Origin of the sequence: Sphingomicrobium astaxanthinifaciens (assembly GCF_022865105.1) — a bacterium.
In the GTDB taxonomy this organism is placed as follows: domain Bacteria; phylum Pseudomonadota; class Alphaproteobacteria; order Sphingomonadales; family Sphingomonadaceae; genus Sphingomicrobium; species Sphingomicrobium astaxanthinifaciens.
Genome location: NZ_JAKNYM010000002.1, coordinates 884,257 through 901,307, shown reverse-complemented (window position 1 = coordinate 901,307; position 17,051 = coordinate 884,257). Strand labels below are relative to the sequence as shown.

Sequence of the window (17,051 nt, the reverse complement as noted above, 5' to 3'; positions counted from 1 at the left end):
GCGAAAGGCCCGCCCCGGCATCCCGGGGCGGGCCTTCTCGTTGGTCACCGCGCGCGCGGTCGGCGGGTCAGCCGCGCAGCTTGGCGAGCACGCCCTGCAGCTGCATCGCGTTCGACATGTCGCCCTCGACCTTGAGCTTGCCCGTCATGAAGGCGGTCATGCCGTCGAGCTGGCCATTGGCCATCGCCTGCCAGTCGTCCCACGCGACCTTGATGGTGGTGTCGGCATCGCCATCCTCTTCGGTCACCTTGTGATCGACGCCGTCGAGCATGATCACGCCCTTGTCGTCATAGTCGATCTTGACCTTCTTGCCTTCGACCCAGGCCTGGTTTTCCTGCATCTTGGCGGCGAGTTCGGCTTTTTCCATCTGCATCGGCTCCTGACATCGATGTTTGTTAGTGCTCGCCCTGACCTAGGCCGTGCCGCGCCCCCTTTCAACCGCCAAACGACACGCCTATGTCGGGGCCATGACCTACCAGACCGATCTCAAGCTCTTCATCGATGGTGTGTGGAGCGGCGCCGAAGGCCGCGACTGCATGCCCGTCACCAACCCCGCGACCGGCGAGACGCTCGCGCAGCTGCCGATGGCCTCGAAGGCCGACCTCGACGCCGCGCTCCACGCCGCCGAGAAGGCCTACCCCAAGTGGCGCGCGACCGACGTCGAGACCCGCGCCGCCATCCTCCACAAGGCCGCCGCCTACCTCAAGAAGAACGCCAAGGAGATCGGCGCCCTCCTCACGCAGGAACAGGGCAAGCCCGTCAAGGAAGCCGTCGGCGAGGTCTATGGCGCCGCGCAGATGTTCGACTGGTATGCCGAGGAAGCCAAGCGCGACTATGGCCGCACCCTCGTGCGCCCGGTCGGCCAGCGCTCGATCGTCACCCGCCAGCCGGTCGGCGTCGTCGCCACCTTCACGCCCTGGAACTTCCCCATCTACCTGCTCGCCAAGAAGGTCGCCGCCGCATTGGCCGCGGGCTGCTCGGTCATCTCCAAGCCGCCCGAGGAAACCCCCGCCTGCGTCAACGCGGTCGCCAAGGCATTGGACGAGGCCGGGCTTCCCGCAGGCACCTTCCAGCTCGTCCACGGCGATCCCGACATGGTCAGCCGCCACCTCATGGCCTCGGACATCGTCCGCAAGGTCAGCTTCACCGGCTCGGTCGGGGTGGGCAAGCACCTGATGGGCCTCGCCGCCGATGGCCTTAAGCGCCTCACCCTCGAACTCGGCGGCCACGCCCCCGTCCTCGTCTTCGACGACGTCGACCTTGAAAAGACGCTCGACAAGCTGGTGCCCCAGAAATTCCGCAACGCCGGGCAGGTCTGCGTCTCGCCGACCCGCTTCTACGTGCAGGAAGGCATTTACGACGACTTCATCAAGGGCTTCGCCGAGCGGACGGCCAAGGTGCAGGTCGGCAACGGCATGGACGAGGGCACCCAGATGGGCCCGCTCGCGCACGAACGCCGCCTTCCCGCGGTCCACGACCTCATCACCGATGCCAAGGCGAAGGGCGCGCGCATCGCGGCCGGGGGCGAGCCGATGGGGAACGCCAATTTCTTCCAGCCCACGCTGATCGCCGATGCCCCGCTCGATGCGCGGATCATGAACGAGGAGCCCTTCGGCCCGGTTGCGGTCGCGCGCCCCTTCAAGGACCTGGACGAGGCGCTCGAACAGGCCAACCGCCTGCCCTACGGCCTCGCCGCCTTCGCCTTCACCAACCAGCTCCAGCGCGCCAACATCCTCGGCGACATGATCGAGGCGGGGATGGTCGGCATCAACAATTTCGCCATCTCGGGCGCCGACACCCCCTTCGGCGGGGTGAAGGATTCGGGCTTCGGCTCGGAAGGCGGCAAGGAGGGGCTCGAGACCTATCAGGTGGTCAAGGCGATCCACATGAGCTGAGCCTGGGGGCGCCGCGCATCCGTCGCCCGCTGCGCGGCGTCGCTGCCTCCCTGCCCCCGCCGCGCCCCGCCGCCCGCGGGAACCCTTTCGCCCCCGTCATGGTTGTTCGTGCACTATCATCGGTGAAAAAGGTGCAAGCGCATGAGCAATGGTGAGGGTAAGAAGACGCTGCTGTGGGTCGTTCTCGCGATCGTCCTGCTGGTGGTGATCGGCTATGCGACGGGGTTCTTCGCGACCGACGTCGAAGGCGAGCTCGAGGCGCCCAGCGTCGATCTCGATGTCGAGGGTGGTGAACTGCCCGATATCGACAGCGATGTCGGCGACATCGATGTGGGCACCGAGGAAGTGACCGTCGAGACCCCGACGATCGAGGTCGAGGAAGCCGTTCCCGACGAGGAATGATGCGCTCCTCCAAGAGCTAGCGAAGGGCGGTCCTGCTGCGGCAGGGCCGCCCTTTCTTTCGCGCCCGACCGCCCCGGAAAGCGCGAAATTCCTGTCCTCCCGCGACGCCGGCGCCTATGGTAAGCGCCGCATGACCGTCCCGCGCCCACCGCATCGAGCGATTCCCGCCCCTTGGCCCGGAAACGCCGCGCCGGCGGACGACGGGGACATTGTTCGAACCTTGTCCGACAGGGGACCCAAGTGACCAACCGTACCGGCGGCCGCATCCTCGTCGACCAGCTCCTCGCGCAGGGCGTCGACCGCATCTTCACCGTTCCCGGCGAAAGCTTCCTCGCCGTGCTCGACGCACTCCACGACAGCCCCGAGATCGATACCGTCGTCTGCCGGCAGGAAGGCGGGGTCGCCTATATGGCCGATGCCGACGGCAAGATGACCGGCCGCCCGGGCATCGCCTTCGTCACCCGCGGCCCCGGCGCCACCAACGCCACCGCGGGGGTGCATGTGGCGATGCAGGATTCGACTCCGATGATCCTGTTCATCGGCGACCTCGACCGCGGCGACCGCGACCGCGAGGGGTTCCAGGAAATCGACTTCGCCGCCTTCTTCGCCCCCATCGCCAAATGGGCGGCGCGGATCGACGATGCCGCGCGCATCCCCGAATATGTCGCCCGCGCCTTTCGCGTCGCCACCTCGGGCCGCCCCGGCCCCGTGGTGCTCGCGCTGCCCGAGGACATGCTGCGCGACGAGGTCGAGGCGATCGACCGTCCCGCCGTGCCCCCCGTCGCCATTTCGCCCGACCCTGGCGCGCTCGGCGCGCTGGTCGAGCTGCTGAAAGACGCGGCCAGCCCGATCGCCATCGTCGGCGGCGCCGACTGGTGCCCCTGCGCCGCGCATCATTTCGAAAGCTTCGCGCGCCGCATCGGGCTGCCGGTGGCCGCCGCCTTCCGCCGCCAGGACGCGATCGACAACAACAGCCCCGTCTACGCTGGGCAGCTGGGCTACGGCCCCAACCCCAAGCTCCAGCAGCGCGTGCGCAATGCCGACCTGATCCTCGCCGTCGGCGCGCGCCTCGGCGAAGCCACCACCGACGGCTACAAGCTCATCACCCCCGACCATCCCGACCAGATCCTCGTCCACGTCCACCCCGACCCCAACGAGCTCGGCCGCGTCTATCGCACCGACCTGCCCATCGTCTCGGACATGGAGGAATTCGCGCAGGACATGGATGCATGGGAAGACGACGATCTTGTCCCCTTCTCCTGCGGCCCCAAGGCCCACGAGGAATGGCTTGAATGGTCCGAGCCCCAGCCGCGCGACGAGGTGGCGCTCGACCTCGGCCCCGTTGTCAAGGCGATGCGCGAGGCGCTTCCGTCAGACACCATCATCTGCAACGGCGCGGGCAATTTCTCGGGCTGGTGGCACCGCTATTGGCGCTACGGCCCGACCCCGACCCAGCTCGCGCCGACCAGCGGCACCATGGGCTATGGCGCCCCCGCCAGCGTCGCCGCCGCCCTGCGCTTCCCCAACCGTCGGGTAGTCTGCGTCGCGGGCGACGGCGATTTCCTGATGAACGGCCAGGAACTCGCGACCGCCGCCGCGCGCGGCGCCGATCTGCTGGTCATCGTCGTCGACAATGGTGCCTATGGGACCATCCGCATGCATCAGGAACGCGACTACCCCGACCGGGTGAGCGCGACCGACCTTGCGCCGGGCAATCCCGATTTCGTCAAGTTCGCCGAAGCCTTCGGGGGCTGGGGCACCCGCGTCGAGACCACCGACCGGTTCGAGGACGCCCTTGCCGAGGCGATGGAGAAAAAGGGTATCCGCCTCCTCCATCTCCTCACCGATGTCGAGGTCATTACCAACGCCACGACGCTCGCCGCGCTCAAGGCCGCGCGCCGCTAGGGCGCCGCGCCCCGCTCCGTCCGCATCCCCCGCCGAGCAGGGGCGCGGGGCGACGGAGGCCCGCGGCGGTGCAACGCGCTCGTGCCCCCGTGGGGCGAGCGACCGAGCCCGCGCAGCCGATGCTGCGACCAAAGCGGCGGCGATCGGACCATAAGGCGAGAACGATGGTGCCGCCCGCACAGGCGGCAATCGCTGCCCCGTAAGGCGGCAGCGCAGCTCGACGAGGCGATGATCGCGGCGCGACGCGACGAGGGCGCCGCCATGGGCCGCGCCGGCGGCGACCCGCGCCTGCGCGAGCGCCGTCGGGCCTAGAGCTTGGGCACCCCCGCGAGAATCGACTCGAGGTCGACTTCCTCGCAGCATGCCGGGTTGAAGATGTCGCGCCACTTTCGCGGGCCGCGCCCGTCGGGGTCGTCGAACAGCGTGCGCAGCACGGTCGATTCCTCGGTAAAGCTGCCCGGCTGCTCCTCCGCGCCGGGGTCACGCGCCGCGATGGCGAAGGCGGTCGACGACGGCTGCCGGTTGTGCGTGAACATGAACGCTCCCTCCTGACCCGGCACGTCTTCGTAACCCCTGCTGTTGACCGCCGTTGCGGCAGAAAGCCTCCGCATCGGAGCGAGTGGCGCGAATCGCCCCCGGACCCGATGCCCCCCCACCCTCGCGGCTGCTGGTAAACAAATGAAAAAGACCGCCTCGGAAGGCGGCCTTTTCCTTGTCCGTTTCGGCGATGATCGTCGCCGCGAGCAGGGGCTATTCTTCCTCGTCGCGCGCGGCGTCGGCGGCGCCCGTCGCGCCGCTCGCCGCCGTCGGCGGCTGGCGATCGCTCGACCGCTCCGGCTGGGGCTGCTGCCCCTGCCCGATCGGGCGGCCATAGCTCGGCTGCGGGGTCTGGCTGTCGTTCGTCATCGCGAGTGTTCCTTTCAGCCTACGCCCCACCAACCAACGGCGCGGGCGCACCGTGCCACGACGCGGCGCGTCGCCGCCGCCGTCCATCGCATCCTGTGGGGCCGTGATGGGCCCGCGGCGCAAAAAAAGGAGGTCGGCGCGGGGGCCGACCTCCGTCGCCGAGCACCGTGGCCCGGCAAAGCGATGAAAGGCGATCGTCGCTTAGACGTCGTTGCCCAGCGCGCCTTCGACCTCGCCCTTGAGCTTCTGCGCTTCACCCTTGGTTTCCTGCGCTTCGCCCTTGGCGATCAGCGACTCATTGTCGGTCGCGCGCCCGATCGATTCCTTCGTCTCGCCGATCGCTTCGTTGGTGTTGCCTTTGATCTTTTCGCCAAGTTCACCCATGGTGGTTACTCCTACTGGTTTGGACTTCCCCTCATCAACGCGACGGCCACGCAGCGCGCCCCTCGGCTCGTCGTCGAAAAGCCGCGTCCTGGCTAAAACGCTGGACCGACCCCGCGCGAGGCGGCCCGCGATGCGCATGGCTGCACCGCTGCGCTTCACGCCCAACGAAAAGAGGCCGATCCCGCAGGACCGGCCTCTCTCTCCCGGGTTTTCACCCCGGAAATGCATGATGTGTTTATCTCATCAGCAAGGGTAAAACGCACGACCGGCCGAAGGTATCCTCGGTTCGTCGCATCCCGCCGTTTCGCGCTGGCGGCAGCGCGCCCGCGGGGGCGCCGCCGCCGCGGGCGCGGTCAGATCAGCCCGGCCAACGGGCTCGAGGGGTCGGCGTAGCGGCGCTTGGCCATGCGTCCGGCCAGATAGCCGTGCCGCCCCGCCTCGACCGCCAGCTTCATCGCCCGCGCCATGCGGATCGGGTCCTTCGCCTCGGCGATCGCGGTGTTCATGAGGATCCCGTCGCAGCCGAGCTCCATCCCCACCGCGGCATCGGAGGGGGTGCCCACGCCTGCATCGACCAGCACCGGCACCTTGGCGCCCTCGACGATCAGCCGGATGGTGACGCGGTTCTGGATGCCGAGCCCCGAGCCGATCGGCGCGCCCAGCGGCATGATCGCCACCGCGCCCGCATCCTCGAGCTGCTTCGCCGCGATTGGGTCGTCGACGCAATAGACCATCGGGTGGAAGCCCTCGTTCGCCAGCGTCTCGGTCGCCTTCAGCGTCTCGCGCATGTCGGGATAGAGTGTCTTGGCCTCGCCCAGCACCTCGAGCTTGACGAGGTCCCAGCCCCCCGCCTCGCGCGCCAGCCGCAGCGTGCGGATCGCCTCCTCGGCGGTAAAGCAGCCCGCGGTGTTGGGCAGGTAGGTGATCTTCTTGGGATCGATGTGATCCTGCAGCGTCGGCTGGTTGGGATCGGCGATATTGACCCGCCGCACCGCCACGGTGACGATTTCGGCGCCGCTCGCCTCGACCGCCGCGGCGTTCTGCGCGAAGTCCTTGTACTTGCCCGTGCCGACGATGAGGCGCGAGGTGAAGGTCCGTCCGGCGACGGTCCAGCTGTCGTTATTTAGTTCGGTCATGCCCGTTCCCCTAGTCCGCTTCGCTATCCGGGCTCAACCGCCGCCGACGAAATGGACGATCTCGTAACTATCGCCATCGGCCACCGCGACCTCCTCGAGCGTGGCGCGCGGGACGATCTCGAGGTTGCGCTCGACCGCGACCCGGGCGGGATCGAGCCCGATCTCGCGCACGAGTTGGGCCACGCTGGTGCCTTGCGCCACGCGGCGATGCTCGCCGTTGACGCGCACCGCGAGGGTGGAATCGAGGGACATGTGACGCTTTTCCTTCCGTTACGGCTTGCGCTTCCATATAGGCGATGGCCATGAGTTCGCCAGCATCGATCCACGTCCTCAACGGGCCCAATCTCAATCTTCTCGGCAAGCGGCAGCCCCAGCTCTACGGGACGACCACGCTCGACGACATCACGCTGGCGCTCAACGAACGCGCGCAGGCGCTCGGGGTGCAGGTGACCGTCAAGCAGTCCAACCACGAGGGACAGCTGGTCGACTGGGTGCACGAGGCGGGCGACCAGGGCGCGGCCGCGCTGATCATCAACGCGGGCGCCTATTCGCACAGCTCGATCGCGCTGCGCGACGCGATCCCGGCGGTCGGCTTGCCGGTCGTCGAGGTCCATCTCACCAACATCTACGCGCGCGAAGCCTTTCGCCGCCAGAGCCTCATCAGCCATGTCGCGGTGGGGGGGATCCAGGGGTTCGGCGCGCAGGGCTATCTCCTCGCGCTGGACGCGGCCCACCGGATCGTCCTAACAGCGCAATCCATGAAGGCGCAGGCTGGCGCCACCAACCAACAGGGAATTTCCGATGCCAAAAAGCAACGGCACTGAAGACAAGATGCGCGTCGATAGCACGCTGGTGCGCGAACTCGCCGAACTGCTGAGCGCGAACGAGCTCACCGAGATCGAGGTCGAGGACGGCAATCGCAAGATCCGCGTCAGCCGCGAGAAGAACGTGACCTATGCCGCGGCTGCCGCCCCGGCCGCCGCGCCCGCACCCGCGCCCGCGCCTGCCGCGCCCGCACCCGCGCCCGCGCCTGCCGCGTCCGACGCCGCCGAGGCCGCGCCCGCCGGTGATGCGCTGCCGCAGGGCACCCCAGTGCTCGCGCCCATGGTCGGCACCGCCTACATGGCGGCCGAACCGGGCGCCGCGCCCTTCATCACCGAAGGCGCGAGCGTGAAGGAGGGCGACACGCTCCTCATCGTCGAGGCGATGAAGGTGATGAACCCGATCACCGCGCCCTGCGCGGGCACGGTCAAGAAGATCATGGTCGCCGATGCGCAGCCGGTCGAGTTCGACCAGCCGCTCGTCATCATCGGCTGAGGCGGACCATGGCCAAGATCACCAAGCTCCTGATCGCCAACCGCGGCGAGATCGCGCTGCGCATCCACCGCGCCTGCCACGAGTTGGGCATCAAGACGGTCGCGGTCCATTCGACCGCCGACGCCGACGCGATGCACGTGCGGCTCGCCGACGAGACCGTGTGCATCGGCCCGCCCCCCGCGACCGACAGCTATCTCAACATCGCCAACATCATCTCGGCGGCCGAGGTCACCCATGCCGACGCGGTCCATCCGGGCTACGGCTTCCTCTCGGAAAACGCCAAGTTCGCCGAGATCGTCGAGAGCCACGACCTGATCTGGGTCGGGCCCAAACCCGAACATATCCGCATCATGGGCGACAAGGTCGAGGCCAAGCGCACCGCGGGCAAGCTCGGGCTGCCGCTGGTGCCGGGCTCCGAGGGCGCGCTGGAAAGCGTCGAGGAAGCCAAGGCGCTCGCCGAGGAAATCGGCTATCCGGTGCTCATCAAGGCCGCCTCGGGCGGCGGCGGGCGGGGCATGAAGGTCGTGCCGCAGGCCGACCAGCTTGAAAGCTTGTGGAAGCAGGCGGCCTCGGAGGCCAAGGCGGCGTTCGGCGACGATACCGTCTATATGGAGAAATATCTCGGCAACCCGCGCCATATCGAGTTCCAGGTGTTCGGCGACGGTGACGGCAAGGCCGTCCACCTGGGCGAGCGCGACTGCTCGATCCAGCGCCGCCACCAGAAGGTGATCGAGGAAGCCCCCTCCCCCGTCATCACGCCCGAGGAACGCGCGCGCATGGGCAAGATCTGCGCCGACGCCATGGCCGACATGGGCTATCGCGGCGCGGGCACCATCGAATTCCTCTACGAGGACGGCGAATTCTACTTCATCGAGATGAACACCCGCCTCCAGGTCGAGCATCCGGTCACCGAGATGATCACCGGGATCGACCTCGTGCGCGAACAGATCCATGTCGCGCAGGGCGACGGCCTGTCGGTCACGCAGGACGAGGTGCGCTTCGAGGGGCATGCCATCGAGTGCCGCATCAACGCCGAGGACCCGCGCACCTTCGCGCCCTCGCCCGGCAAGGTGAAGAACTATGTCGCCCCCGGCGGCATGCATGTCCGCGTCGATAGCGGGCTCTACGCCGGCTATTCGGTCCCGCCCTACTATGACAGCATGATCGGCAAGCTGATCGTCTTCGGGCGCAACCGCGACAGTTGCATCCTGCGCTTGAAGCGTGCGCTCGAGGAATTCGTGCTCGACGGCATGAAGACCACCGTGCCCCTGCACCAGCGCATCATCGCCACCGACGAATTCGCCAACGGCGACTATACGATCAAGTGGCTTGAGGAATGGCTGGAGGCGCAGGACGCCCGATGAGCGGGCTCGAGCCCCGGCTCCATCCCGCCCGCTTCGGCATCGCCTGCCTGCCCGATCCCCGCGTTCCCGCCGGGCTCGCCCCCTTCGCGCTGGTCGCCGAGCGCGAGGGACTGACCGTGGTCGCCGACCATGCCGCGCTCGCCGCCGCGGGGATCGAGCCGGGCGCGCCCTTCGCGCTCGTCAGCCTCGGGCTCGCCAGCGCGCTCGACGGGGTCGGGCTGACCGCCGCCTTCGCCACCGCGCTCGCCGCGGCGGGCATCGCCTGCAACACGCTGGCCGGCTATCACCACGACCACCTCCTCGTGCCGTGGGAGCGGCGCGCGGAGGCCCTCGCGATCCTCGACCGACTGGAGGCCCCATGACCAAGACCGCCTGGATGACGTTCAACCCGCGCTGCGGCACCGCCCGCAAGACCCTCGCGATCCTCGAGGAGGAGGGGTTCGAGGTGACCCAGCGCCGCTATCTCGAGGAGCCGCTCTCGCGCGATGAGATCGCCCACCTGCTCGACAAGGGCGGCATGACCGCGCGCGACCTGCTGCGCGCCAAGGAGCCGCTCGCGCGCGACCTCGGGCTCACGCAGGACAGCGCCAGCGACGACGAGATCCTCGACGCCATGGTCGAGCATCCGATCCTGCTCAATCGTCCGATCGTCGAGACGCAGAAGGGCGCGCTGCTGGCCCGCCCGCAGGACGAGGTCCGCCGGATCCTGTGACCCGGCCTCGCCCCGGGACAGTCGCGATCGCGCCTGCTATGATCGCCCGGTGAGCGAGATCCTCGATCCCCGGATGCTGCTGCGCGGCTATGCGGCGGGCATCTTCCCGATGGCCGACAGCGCCGACGCGCCCGACATCTTCTGGGTGGAACCGCGCCAGCGCGCGGTGATCCCGCTCGACGGCTTCCACCTCTCGCGCAGCCTCGCCCGTCGGCTGCGCTCGGGACGCTTTACGGTGACCCGTGACACCGCGTTCGAAGCGGTGCTCGCGGGCTGCGCCAACCGCGACGAGACCTGGATCAACCCGACCATCGCGCGCGCGGTGATCGGGCTGCACGCGACCGGGCACGCGCATTCGATCGAGACCTGGCACGAGGGCCGGCTCGTCGGCGGGCTCTATGGCATCGCGCTGGGGGGCGCCTTCTTCGGCGAGTCGATGTTCAGCACCATGACCGATGCCTCGAAGGTCGCGCTGGCGTGGCTGGTGGCGCGGCTGCGCGTGGGCGGTTTCTCGCTGCTCGACTGCCAGTTCATGACCGACCATCTCGAGCGGCTGGGCGCGGTCGCGGTGCCGCGCGAGCGTTACCTTCAGATGCTGTCGGAGGCGCTGTCGCCGGGCAGCGGGGCCAGCGGGTCGGGGGACGCGCCCCCCGCTGCGCCTTCCTCGCCTGCCTCGGCTGGCGCGGGCGCCGGCGCGGCGCCGCGATTCGAGGCGCTCGACGAACTGCTCGAGCGGACCCCCGGCGGCGGCTCGGGCCCGTCGGGAAAGGCCATCGTGCAGCTCTTGGGCCAGACGTCATAGACCTGGTGCTCGACGACGTTGAGCGAGGGGCTTTCCTTGAACAGCCACCCCGAGAAGACCCGCTCCATCCGCCTCGTGCGGCGGCTCTCGACGTCGAGCTGGACGAAGGCGCCGGTCCAGCGCTCGTCCTCCCACGGCGCGGTCGTCTCGCACGCGCGCAGCCGCACTAGCGCATCGCCGATCCGGACTTCCTGCCCCGGGCGCATTTCGAGATCGCGGGTCAGCCCGTTGCGCTTGTTGAGGAAGCCGAGCACGGCGACCCGCTCGGCCATCGGGGTGACCCCGGGGAGCCCGCTATTGTCGACGACCTCGCCCGACTGCTCGACCACCAGCGCCTCTTCCTCGCCCTCCCCGGTGGTGGGCGGCTCGCGGTCGCAGGCGCCCAGCGCCAGCGCCAGCACCGCGGGGGCGAGGCAAGCGGCGGCGCGGTCAGTCCTGCTCAGGGGACCAGGCCTCGTAATCGCCGGTGGCGGCGGGGCGGGTGCCGGGGCGCCCGAGCGTGCCGCTCGGGCGATAGGCCCCCACCGTGCCGGTGAGGTTGGGGCTCGGGTCCTTCTCGAAGGGGCGGCGCGGGGGCAGCGCCTGCTCGGGGACCTCGTCGATCGTCCCGCGCAGCCAGGCGTTCCAGCCCGGCGGCACCCGGCTCGAATCGTTCGACCCCTCGTAGATCACCCAGCGCCGCCGGGGATCGCGCTTGTGGCGGTAATAGACGTTGCCGAGATGATCGGTGCCGACCGCCTGCCCGTGGCGGCGGGTGAACAGGTCGGTGCCGACGCTCGCGCCGTTCCACCAGGTGAAGATCTTGCCGAGAAGTCCCATGTGCCCGCCGCTTAAAGCCGCACCCGCGTCCATGCAAGCATCAAGCGCCCCCCTCGACGCGGACGCGGTCGCCCGGCGCGATGCCCAGTTCGGCCGCGCGCCCGCCCGCGATCTCGAGCACCATCGTCACCGGCTCGAGGCTGCCGATCGGGGTTTCCGATAGCGGCACGGTATTCTCGGCGATCCGCGCGATGGTCCCGTCGGCGCGCACGAAGATGATGTCGAGCGGGATATAGGTGTTGCGCATCCAGAAGCTCTGGGTGGCGGGGGTATCGTAGACGAACAGCATGCCCCGGTCGGGGGCGAGCGAGTCGCGATACATCAGCCCTTGGCGCTGCGCTTCGGGGGTCTCGGCCAGTTCGACCGTGAAGCCATGCTCGTCGCCGGCTGCGGTGACCACGGTGAGCGGCACCTCGACCAGCCCCGAGGGGGCGAGGCTGGGGGCGGGCTGCGAGGGCTGGCACGCCGCCAGCGGGGCGGCCGCGAACAGCGCGAGGAAAAGGCTCAGGCGGCGCGCAAGGCGACCGCGGTCAGCCCCTTGCGCCCTTGCGCAATCCGCGCCTCCAGCTCGTCCCCCGGCTCGAGGTCGAGCAGGTGCCCCGCGCGCACCGTCTCCATATGCACGAAGATGTCGGGCTCGCTCGTTCCCTGCCGGTTGACGAACCCGTAGCCCTTGACGCGATTGAACCATTTGACCTCCACCGCTTCATAGGGACCGGCACCCTCGAGCAGGGCATCGCGGTCCGCGCGTTCGGCGGTAGAAATGGACGAGCGCGGCTCCTGGGGCAAGGCGGTCGACAGGTCGATGGCGAGAATCTCGCGCGCCTGCCAGCCGCGCTCCTGCCGGACCGCGAGCAGTTCGACCGTGGCCCCTTCGGGCAGCGAGCGTCGGTCGTGCGGCTCGAGCGTCGAGAAATGGACGAGGATGTCGCCGTCGATCGCCTCGGAGACCACGAACCCGAAACCGCGCGTGGCATCGAACCACTTGACCCGGCCCGACACCTCGATCGCGCTGTCTTCCCGTTCGCCTTCGGTCAGCGCGCTCATTTCGGGTTTGGACTGCTGGAACATGACTGCACTCTTCTCCGAACCCCCGGTGTGAACGCTCATACCACAACGCGTTGTGTCGGGAAACCGACATGCCCGTCTTTCTGCCCGCGCGCCACCCTCGGGCCCGCGCGCGGTGGCCCCGGTCAGCTCTCCTCCTCCAGCGCCTCGGGGTCGGGGTCGGTCCCCGGCGCAAGGTCGAGGATCGCGGCGGCGAGCCGGAAGCCGTGCCCCGCGCGCTGGAATGCGGCGAGCGCGCGCTGGCGCTGGCGCGGGTCCTCGATCGCCGCCTGCGCAAAAGGGCCAAGCCGCCGCCGCGCCGCGAACTTGAGCGCGGCCTCGACCGCGCCGGCGCGCGCGATCGCGCGCGCGCCGTCCGCATCGCCCTCGCCCACCCCGGCGCCGTAGAGCGCCTGATCGAGGCGGCGCGCGCCATAACCGCGCAGCGTGAGGTCGCGCGCCTTGGCCTCGGCGAAGCTCCGGTCATCGACATAGCCGCGCTCGGCGAAGCGCTCGACCAGCGCGGCGATCGCCTCGCTCGCCGCCGGCTCGCCCGCCCAGCCGCGCTCGCGCACCTTGCGCGCGAGATAGGCGCCGAGTTTGGCGCGGGTCGTCGCGAAGCGCTCGACGTAGCGCAGCGCGAGCGCCTCGATCTGCGCCGACTCGAGCGGAGGGCGGGGGCGTTTCATCGGCGATACCCTGTCACATTCCGCCTTGATTGTGCCATAGTCGCGCAGCATTGACGCTGCGACAACCAAGCGCACGGCGTCGTGGAGGGCGCCGGAGCGAGCTCGGAACAACCTTATTCAGATGGGAAACAGGGTGCTCGATTTGACGAACCTCGACCAGGACGACGCGCTCGCGCCCGAAGGGACCACCCCGACGCGCGATGCCTTGCCCCGCCGGATCGCCGATTTCGCCACGCTCGGCGATGCCCTCGACTATGCCGCGCGCGGTCGCCGCGGCATGAACTTCCACGACGCGCGCGGGCGGCTCGTCTCGGTGCTGCCCTACAGCCAGTTGCAGGTGGATGCGCTCGCCCACGCGCAGCGCTTCGTCTCGCTCGGCCTCCAGCCCGGCGATCGCGTCGCGCTGGTCGCCGAGACCAACCCGCATTTCGCCGCCTGCTTCTTCGGCGCGGTCTATGCCGGGCTGTGGCCGGTGCCGCTGCCGCTGCCGACCAGCTTCGGCGGGCGCGATGCCTATACCGAACAGCTCAAGGTGATGCTGACGAGCTCGGATCCGCAGCTCTTCCTCTACCCCGAGGACATGGCCACCTTCTGCACCCCCGCCGGCGACCTCAAGGCGATCCCGCACCGGAGCTGGGAATCGCTCCTCGAGCTGCCCGTCGGCGACGCCGCGCTGCCGAGCGCCGATCCCGACGCGATCGCCTATCTCCAGTACAGCTCGGGCTCGACCCGCTTCCCCCACGGGGTCGCGGTCACCCATCGCCAGCTGCTCGACAACCTTCGCGCCCACGGGCTCGGCCTCAAGGTCGGCGACATCGACACCGACCGCTGCGTCAGCTGGCTGCCGTGGTATCACGACATGGGGCTGGTCGGCTGCATGCTCTCGCCGATGGCCAACCAGATTTCGGTCGACTATATGAAGACCGAGGACTTCGCGCGGCGGCCGCTGACCTGGCTCGACCTGATAAGCCGCAACCCCGGCACCGCCCTCTCCTATTCGCCCACCTTCGGCTACGACATCTGCGCGCGCCGCATCTCGTCCAAGACCAAGGCCGAGGATCGCTTCGACCTGTCGCGTTGGCGGATCGCGGGCAACGGCGCCGACATGATCCGCCCCGACGTGATGCAGAGCTTCGTCGATGCCTATGCCTCGGCGGGCTTCGACCCCAAGAGCTTCTGCCCCAGCTACGGGCTCGCCGAAGCCACGCTGGCGGTCAGCCTGATGCCCCCCGGCGAGGGCATCAAGCTCGAGCTGGTGGAGGAAGAGAAGCTCGCCGGCGGGGCGCCCGCGCCGGGCGGCGAGGACCGCCCCCAGCGCTACCGCGCCATCGTCAACTGCGGCAAGGCGGTCGAGGGCATGGAGATCGAGATCCGCGATCACGACGACCGCCTGCTCGGCGACCGCCAGGTTGGGCGCGTCCTCGTGCGCGGCGGGTCGGTGATGACCGGCTATTTCCGCGATCCCGAGAGCACCGCCGCCTGCCTCGGTGAGGACGGCTGGCTCGACACCGGCGACATGGGCTATCTGTCGAACGGCTATATCTTCATCGTCGGCCGCGCCAAGGACATGATCATCATCAACGGGCGCAACCACTGGCCGCAGGACATCGAATGGGCGGTCGAGCAGCTGCCCGGCTTCAAGTCGGGCGACATCGCCGCCTTCGCGCTGACCACCGAGACGGGCGAGGAACTGCCCGCGGTGCTGGTCCACTGCCGCGTCTCCGACCTGTCCGAGCGCGGCCGCCTGCGCGACGAGATCAAGGAGCGCGTGCGCTCGATCACCGGCATCTCGCCGATCGTCGAATTGGTGCCCCCACGCAGCCTGCCCCGCACCTCGTCGGGCAAGCTCAGCCGCACCAAGGCGCGCAACCTCTACCTGTCGGGCGAAATCCAGCCGGTCGATATTGCCGCCTAAGGGGCTTGAACAATCGAGGGTGGGGGGGTAACCCGGCGTTGGCCTAGGGGTATAGCTCAGTTGGTAGAGCATCGGTCTCCAAAACCGAGGGTCGCGGGTTCGAATCCTGCTGCCCCTGCCAGGCCGCCGGCGCGTTCGGGGGGAAGCAGCGCATGACCGCCATTACCGCGACCGAGGCGCCGCGCCGCGCCCGCTGGGGCGCCGCCGCGCTGATTGCGCTGGTCGTGCTCGCGCTGCGGCTGCCGCTCCACCCGATCGCCGTCCTCAGCGTCGATGAATCGGCCTACATGCTGGTCGCGCGCGACCTGCTCGCGGGGCAATGGCCCTTCGCGGGCGCCTTCGACCACAAGCCGATCGCGCTCTACCTGCACTATGCCGCGGCGATGGGGCTGGGGGGCGAGGACCCGTCGGCGATCCGCTGGCTCGCCACGCTGGCCGCGCTCGGCTCGGCGCTGACGCTGTGGTGGATCGCGCGCCGCGTCTTCGCGCTGCCGCCGCGCGCGGCGCTGCTCGTCGGGCTCGGCTGGGCCTTCGCCTCGTTCGGGCTCGAGGGCTATTCCTCCAACACCGAGATCCTCCTCAACGGCTGGCTGATGCTGTGGCTCGCCGCCTTCCTCGGCTGGTCGCGCGGCGCCGCGCGCTTCGCCCCCGCCGCGCTGCTGTCGGGGCTGGCCGCGGGGATCGCGGTGCAGGTCAACTATCTCGCCGGCCCGCTGCTCGCGGCGCTCTACCTCGGCGCGCTCCTGCCCGCCCCGCGCAAGCATGTCGGCTGGCTGCTCGCCTCGGGGCTGGTGGCCATCGCGGTCGCGCTGCTGCTGCTCGTGCCGCTGCTGCTCGCGGGCACGCTCGAGGGCTATGTCGCGCAGCAGGTCGCCTTCCTGTCGCGCTACCAGGGCAATATCGCGCTCGCCGACTGGGGCACGGTGCTGCGCCCGGTAGCGCTCGAACTGGCGCCGCTGATGCTGGTCGCGCTGCTGCTCGGGCTCGCCGCGCGCGGCGCGCAAGGCGCGCCCGGCGAGCGCGCCGCGCGCGGCGGGCTGGGGCTGCTCGGATTGCTCTACCTCGCGGCGGCGGTGACGATGGCGCTCGTCTCGGGGCGGGTGTTCGCGCATTATTTCCACCTGCTGCTGCCGGGGCTGTTCCTGATCGTCCTCGAGGGGCTCGCGGCGAGCCCGGCGGCGCGGCGCGCGCGGCTCAGCCTCCTCCTCCTCCTCGCCACCCTGCCCGGGCTGTTCGTGGCGCTCGGGCAGGCGCAGCGCGGGATCGGCGTCGCGCGCACGCTGGCGGCGGGCGGGCTGCCCGAACTCGACCGCGAACGCAGCGCGACGCGGCTGTTCGCGGAGCATGTCCCCCCGGGGGCCAGCGGCTATGTCACCTGCGCGCAGCCGATCTATTACCTGACGCTGGGGCTCGAGGCGCCGACCCGCTATCCCTTCTGGAGCATCCACGTCTACGGCTACCTGCCCGGGCTCGACCCCGAGACGCATATCCGCGCGATCCACGCGCGCGCGCCCGAGGTCTTCATTATCGGCGAGAACTGCCCCGAGGCTGAGCTCGCGATGATCGAGGGCATCTTCGCCGACTATGTCGAGGTGGCGGCGCATCGCGGCGTGCGGCTTGCGCTGCGCCCCGACCTGGTGCCCCCCGGCGCCCCGCGACCCGCGCGCTGATCGTCGCTTGAATTTCGCGCGCGGGGGCGCTACATCGCCTACCCATGCGACATGGGTGGTAAGCGTTCCCCGCACCGGAAGAGACCGG

At 69.6% G+C, this 17,051-nt stretch carries 21 protein-coding genes, 1 tRNA gene and 1 pseudogene; 12 read left to right on the top strand and 11 right to left on the bottom strand.

Translation table 11 applies throughout. The features are described from left to right. Positions 1-67: 67 nt before the first annotated feature. Positions 68-373: an SCP2 sterol-binding domain-containing protein gene (locus L8951_RS08345; RefSeq protein WP_244382529.1), complete on the bottom strand. Its 306-nt coding sequence runs from the start codon at positions 371-373 to the stop codon at positions 68-70. Between the two features lie 94 nt (positions 374-467). On the opposite strand from L8951_RS08345, the gene L8951_RS08340 reads away from it, so the two are divergent. The 3 genes from L8951_RS08340 to L8951_RS08330 all read left to right on the top strand — a co-directional run bounded on the left by L8951_RS08340 (position 468) and on the right by L8951_RS08330 (position 4,202). Next, on the top strand, positions 468-1,895 hold the full coding sequence (locus tag L8951_RS08340; RefSeq protein ID WP_244382528.1) for an NAD-dependent succinate-semialdehyde dehydrogenase: 1,428 nt from the start codon (positions 468-470) through the stop codon (positions 1,893-1,895). A gap of 141 nt (positions 1,896-2,036) precedes the next feature. After that, the gene (locus tag L8951_RS08335; RefSeq protein WP_244382527.1) at positions 2,037-2,297 is read left to right on the top strand and encodes a hypothetical protein; all 261 of its coding nucleotides are present in this window, start codon (positions 2,037-2,039) and stop codon (positions 2,295-2,297) included. 240 nt (positions 2,298-2,537) lie between these two features. Then, complete coding sequence (locus L8951_RS08330) at positions 2,538-4,202, top strand: thiamine pyrophosphate-binding protein (protein ID WP_244382526.1); 1,665 nt, start codon at positions 2,538-2,540, stop codon at positions 4,200-4,202. Positions 4,203-4,510: 308 nt separating this feature from the next. Here the strand turns inward: L8951_RS08330 and L8951_RS08325 are convergent, their stop codons facing one another. From L8951_RS08325 to thiS, 5 genes are all read right to left on the bottom strand, one after another. Next, entirely contained in the window at positions 4,511-4,738 is a 228-nt protein-coding gene (locus L8951_RS08325; RefSeq protein WP_244382525.1) for a hypothetical protein, read from the bottom strand. Between the two features lie 214 nt (positions 4,739-4,952). Further along, complete coding sequence (locus L8951_RS08320; RefSeq protein ID WP_244382524.1) at positions 4,953-5,108, bottom strand: hypothetical protein; 156 nt, start codon at positions 5,106-5,108, stop codon at positions 4,953-4,955. 201 nt (positions 5,109-5,309) lie between these two features. Beyond that, complete coding sequence (locus L8951_RS11740; RefSeq protein ID WP_407696402.1) at positions 5,310-5,720, bottom strand: CsbD family protein; 411 nt, start codon at positions 5,718-5,720, stop codon at positions 5,310-5,312. A gap of 125 nt (positions 5,721-5,845) precedes the next feature. Next, the gene (locus L8951_RS08310; protein WP_244382523.1) at positions 5,846-6,628 is read right to left on the bottom strand and encodes a bifunctional sulfur carrier protein/thiazole synthase protein; all 783 of its coding nucleotides are present in this window, start codon (positions 6,626-6,628) and stop codon (positions 5,846-5,848) included. A gap of 33 nt (positions 6,629-6,661) precedes the next feature. After that, positions 6,662-6,880, bottom strand: coding sequence for a sulfur carrier protein ThiS (gene thiS / locus L8951_RS11645; protein WP_244382522.1), 219 nt, complete (start codon positions 6,878-6,880; stop codon positions 6,662-6,664). 50 nt (positions 6,881-6,930) lie between these two features. On the opposite strand from thiS, the gene aroQ reads away from it, so the two are divergent. From aroQ to aat, 6 genes are all read left to right on the top strand, one after another. Further along, complete coding sequence (gene aroQ, locus L8951_RS08300) at positions 6,931-7,452, top strand: type II 3-dehydroquinate dehydratase (RefSeq protein ID WP_322597140.1); 522 nt, start codon at positions 6,931-6,933, stop codon at positions 7,450-7,452. 7 nt (positions 7,453-7,459) lie between these two features. Beyond that, positions 7,460-7,945 (top strand): acetyl-CoA carboxylase biotin carboxyl carrier protein, encoded by a 486-nt coding sequence (accB, locus tag L8951_RS08295; RefSeq protein ID WP_244382521.1) that lies wholly within the window; start codon positions 7,460-7,462, stop codon positions 7,943-7,945. Positions 7,946-7,953: 8 nt separating this feature from the next. After that, positions 7,954-9,309 carry an acetyl-CoA carboxylase biotin carboxylase subunit gene (accC, locus tag L8951_RS08290; protein WP_244382520.1) on the top strand — a complete coding sequence of 452 codons (1,356 nt, stop codon included), beginning with the start codon at positions 7,954-7,956 and terminating at the stop codon, positions 9,307-9,309. Then, the gene (locus tag L8951_RS08285) at positions 9,306-9,671 is read left to right on the top strand and encodes an ACT domain-containing protein (RefSeq protein WP_244382519.1); all 366 of its coding nucleotides are present in this window, start codon (positions 9,306-9,308) and stop codon (positions 9,669-9,671) included. The genes accC and L8951_RS08285 overlap by 4 nt, the downstream gene beginning before the upstream one ends. Then, entirely contained in the window at positions 9,668-10,021 is a 354-nt protein-coding gene (arsC, locus tag L8951_RS08280; RefSeq protein WP_244382518.1) for an arsenate reductase (glutaredoxin), read from the top strand. Before L8951_RS08285 ends, arsC begins: the two co-directional genes overlap by 4 nt. Before the next feature lie 73 nt (positions 10,022-10,094). After that, a complete protein-coding gene (aat, locus tag L8951_RS08275; protein WP_244383220.1) occupies positions 10,095-10,823 on the top strand; it encodes a leucyl/phenylalanyl-tRNA--protein transferase in 729 nt (242 codons plus the stop codon). A gap of 35 nt (positions 10,824-10,858) precedes the next feature. Here aat and L8951_RS11640 read toward each other — a convergent pair. The 5 genes and pseudogenes from L8951_RS11640 to L8951_RS08250 all read right to left on the bottom strand — a co-directional run. Continuing rightward, positions 10,859-11,029 (bottom strand): annotated as a pseudogene (locus tag L8951_RS11640) (DUF2155 domain-containing protein); the annotation flags it as partial. 223 nt (positions 11,030-11,252) lie between these two features. Beyond that, positions 11,253-11,642 (bottom strand): NADH:ubiquinone oxidoreductase subunit NDUFA12, encoded by a 390-nt coding sequence (locus L8951_RS08265; protein WP_244382517.1) that lies wholly within the window; start codon positions 11,640-11,642, stop codon positions 11,253-11,255. Positions 11,643-11,682: 40 nt separating this feature from the next. Then, positions 11,683-12,042, bottom strand: a complete 360-nt coding sequence (locus tag L8951_RS08260; protein WP_244382516.1) for a DUF192 domain-containing protein — start codon at positions 12,040-12,042, stop codon at positions 11,683-11,685. A gap of 104 nt (positions 12,043-12,146) precedes the next feature. After that, complete coding sequence (locus L8951_RS08255; protein ID WP_244382515.1) at positions 12,147-12,713, bottom strand: cold-shock protein; 567 nt, start codon at positions 12,711-12,713, stop codon at positions 12,147-12,149. A 122-nt stretch (positions 12,714-12,835) separates the two neighbouring features. Beyond that, positions 12,836-13,378, bottom strand: a complete 543-nt coding sequence (locus L8951_RS08250; protein WP_244382514.1) for a regulatory protein RecX — start codon at positions 13,376-13,378, stop codon at positions 12,836-12,838. Between the two features lie 121 nt (positions 13,379-13,499). Here L8951_RS08250 and L8951_RS08245 point away from each other — a divergent pair, with 121 nt between their 5' ends. From L8951_RS08245 to L8951_RS08235, 3 genes are all read left to right on the top strand, one after another. Beyond that, positions 13,500-15,293 carry a fatty acyl-AMP ligase gene (locus L8951_RS08245; protein ID WP_244382513.1) on the top strand — a complete coding sequence of 598 codons (1,794 nt, stop codon included), beginning with the start codon at positions 13,500-13,502 and terminating at the stop codon, positions 15,291-15,293. 45 nt (positions 15,294-15,338) lie between these two features. After that, positions 15,339-15,414, top strand: a tRNA-Trp gene (locus tag L8951_RS08240). Positions 15,415-15,445: 31 nt separating this feature from the next. Further along, positions 15,446-16,963, top strand: a complete 1,518-nt coding sequence (locus L8951_RS08235; protein WP_244382512.1) for an ArnT family glycosyltransferase — start codon at positions 15,446-15,448, stop codon at positions 16,961-16,963. Positions 16,964-17,051 lie beyond the last annotated feature (88 nt).

Coding starts and splice junctions, on each gene's coding strand:
- L8951_RS08345 (WP_244382529.1), bottom strand. CDS start 373: ATGCAGATGGAAAAAGCCGAACTCGCCGCCAAGATGCAGGAAAACCAG.
- L8951_RS08340 (WP_244382528.1), top strand. CDS start 468: ATGACCTACCAGACCGATCTCAAGCTCTTCATCGATGGTGTGTGGAGC.
- L8951_RS08335 (WP_244382527.1), top strand. CDS start 2,037: ATGAGCAATGGTGAGGGTAAGAAGACGCTGCTGTGGGTCGTTCTCGCG.
- L8951_RS08325 (WP_244382525.1), bottom strand. CDS start 4,738: ATGTTCACGCACAACCGGCAGCCGTCGTCGACCGCCTTCGCCATCGCG.
- L8951_RS08320 (WP_244382524.1), bottom strand. CDS start 5,108: ATGACGAACGACAGCCAGACCCCGCAGCCGAGCTATGGCCGCCCGATC.
- L8951_RS11740 (WP_407696402.1), bottom strand. CDS start 5,720: ATGCATTTCCGGGGTGAAAACCCGGGAGAGAGAGGCCGGTCCTGCGGG.
- L8951_RS08310 (WP_244382523.1), bottom strand. CDS start 6,628: ATGACCGAACTAAATAACGACAGCTGGACCGTCGCCGGACGGACCTTC.
- thiS (WP_244382522.1), bottom strand. CDS start 6,880: ATGTCCCTCGATTCCACCCTCGCGGTGCGCGTCAACGGCGAGCATCGC.
- aroQ (WP_322597140.1), top strand. CDS start 6,931: ATGAGTTCGCCAGCATCGATCCACGTCCTCAACGGGCCCAATCTCAAT.
- accB (WP_244382521.1), top strand. CDS start 7,460: ATGCGCGTCGATAGCACGCTGGTGCGCGAACTCGCCGAACTGCTGAGC.
- accC (WP_244382520.1), top strand. CDS start 7,954: ATGGCCAAGATCACCAAGCTCCTGATCGCCAACCGCGGCGAGATCGCG.
- L8951_RS08285 (WP_244382519.1), top strand. CDS start 9,306: ATGAGCGGGCTCGAGCCCCGGCTCCATCCCGCCCGCTTCGGCATCGCC.
- arsC (WP_244382518.1), top strand. CDS start 9,668: ATGACCAAGACCGCCTGGATGACGTTCAACCCGCGCTGCGGCACCGCC.
- aat (WP_244383220.1), top strand. CDS start 10,095: ATGCTGCTGCGCGGCTATGCGGCGGGCATCTTCCCGATGGCCGACAGC.
- L8951_RS08265 (WP_244382517.1), bottom strand. CDS start 11,642: ATGGGACTTCTCGGCAAGATCTTCACCTGGTGGAACGGCGCGAGCGTC.
- L8951_RS08255 (WP_244382515.1), bottom strand. CDS start 12,713: ATGTTCCAGCAGTCCAAACCCGAAATGAGCGCGCTGACCGAAGGCGAA.
- L8951_RS08250 (WP_244382514.1), bottom strand. CDS start 13,378: ATGAAACGCCCCCGCCCTCCGCTCGAGTCGGCGCAGATCGAGGCGCTC.
- L8951_RS08245 (WP_244382513.1), top strand. CDS start 13,500: ATGGGAAACAGGGTGCTCGATTTGACGAACCTCGACCAGGACGACGCG.
- L8951_RS08235 (WP_244382512.1), top strand. CDS start 15,446: ATGACCGCCATTACCGCGACCGAGGCGCCGCGCCGCGCCCGCTGGGGC.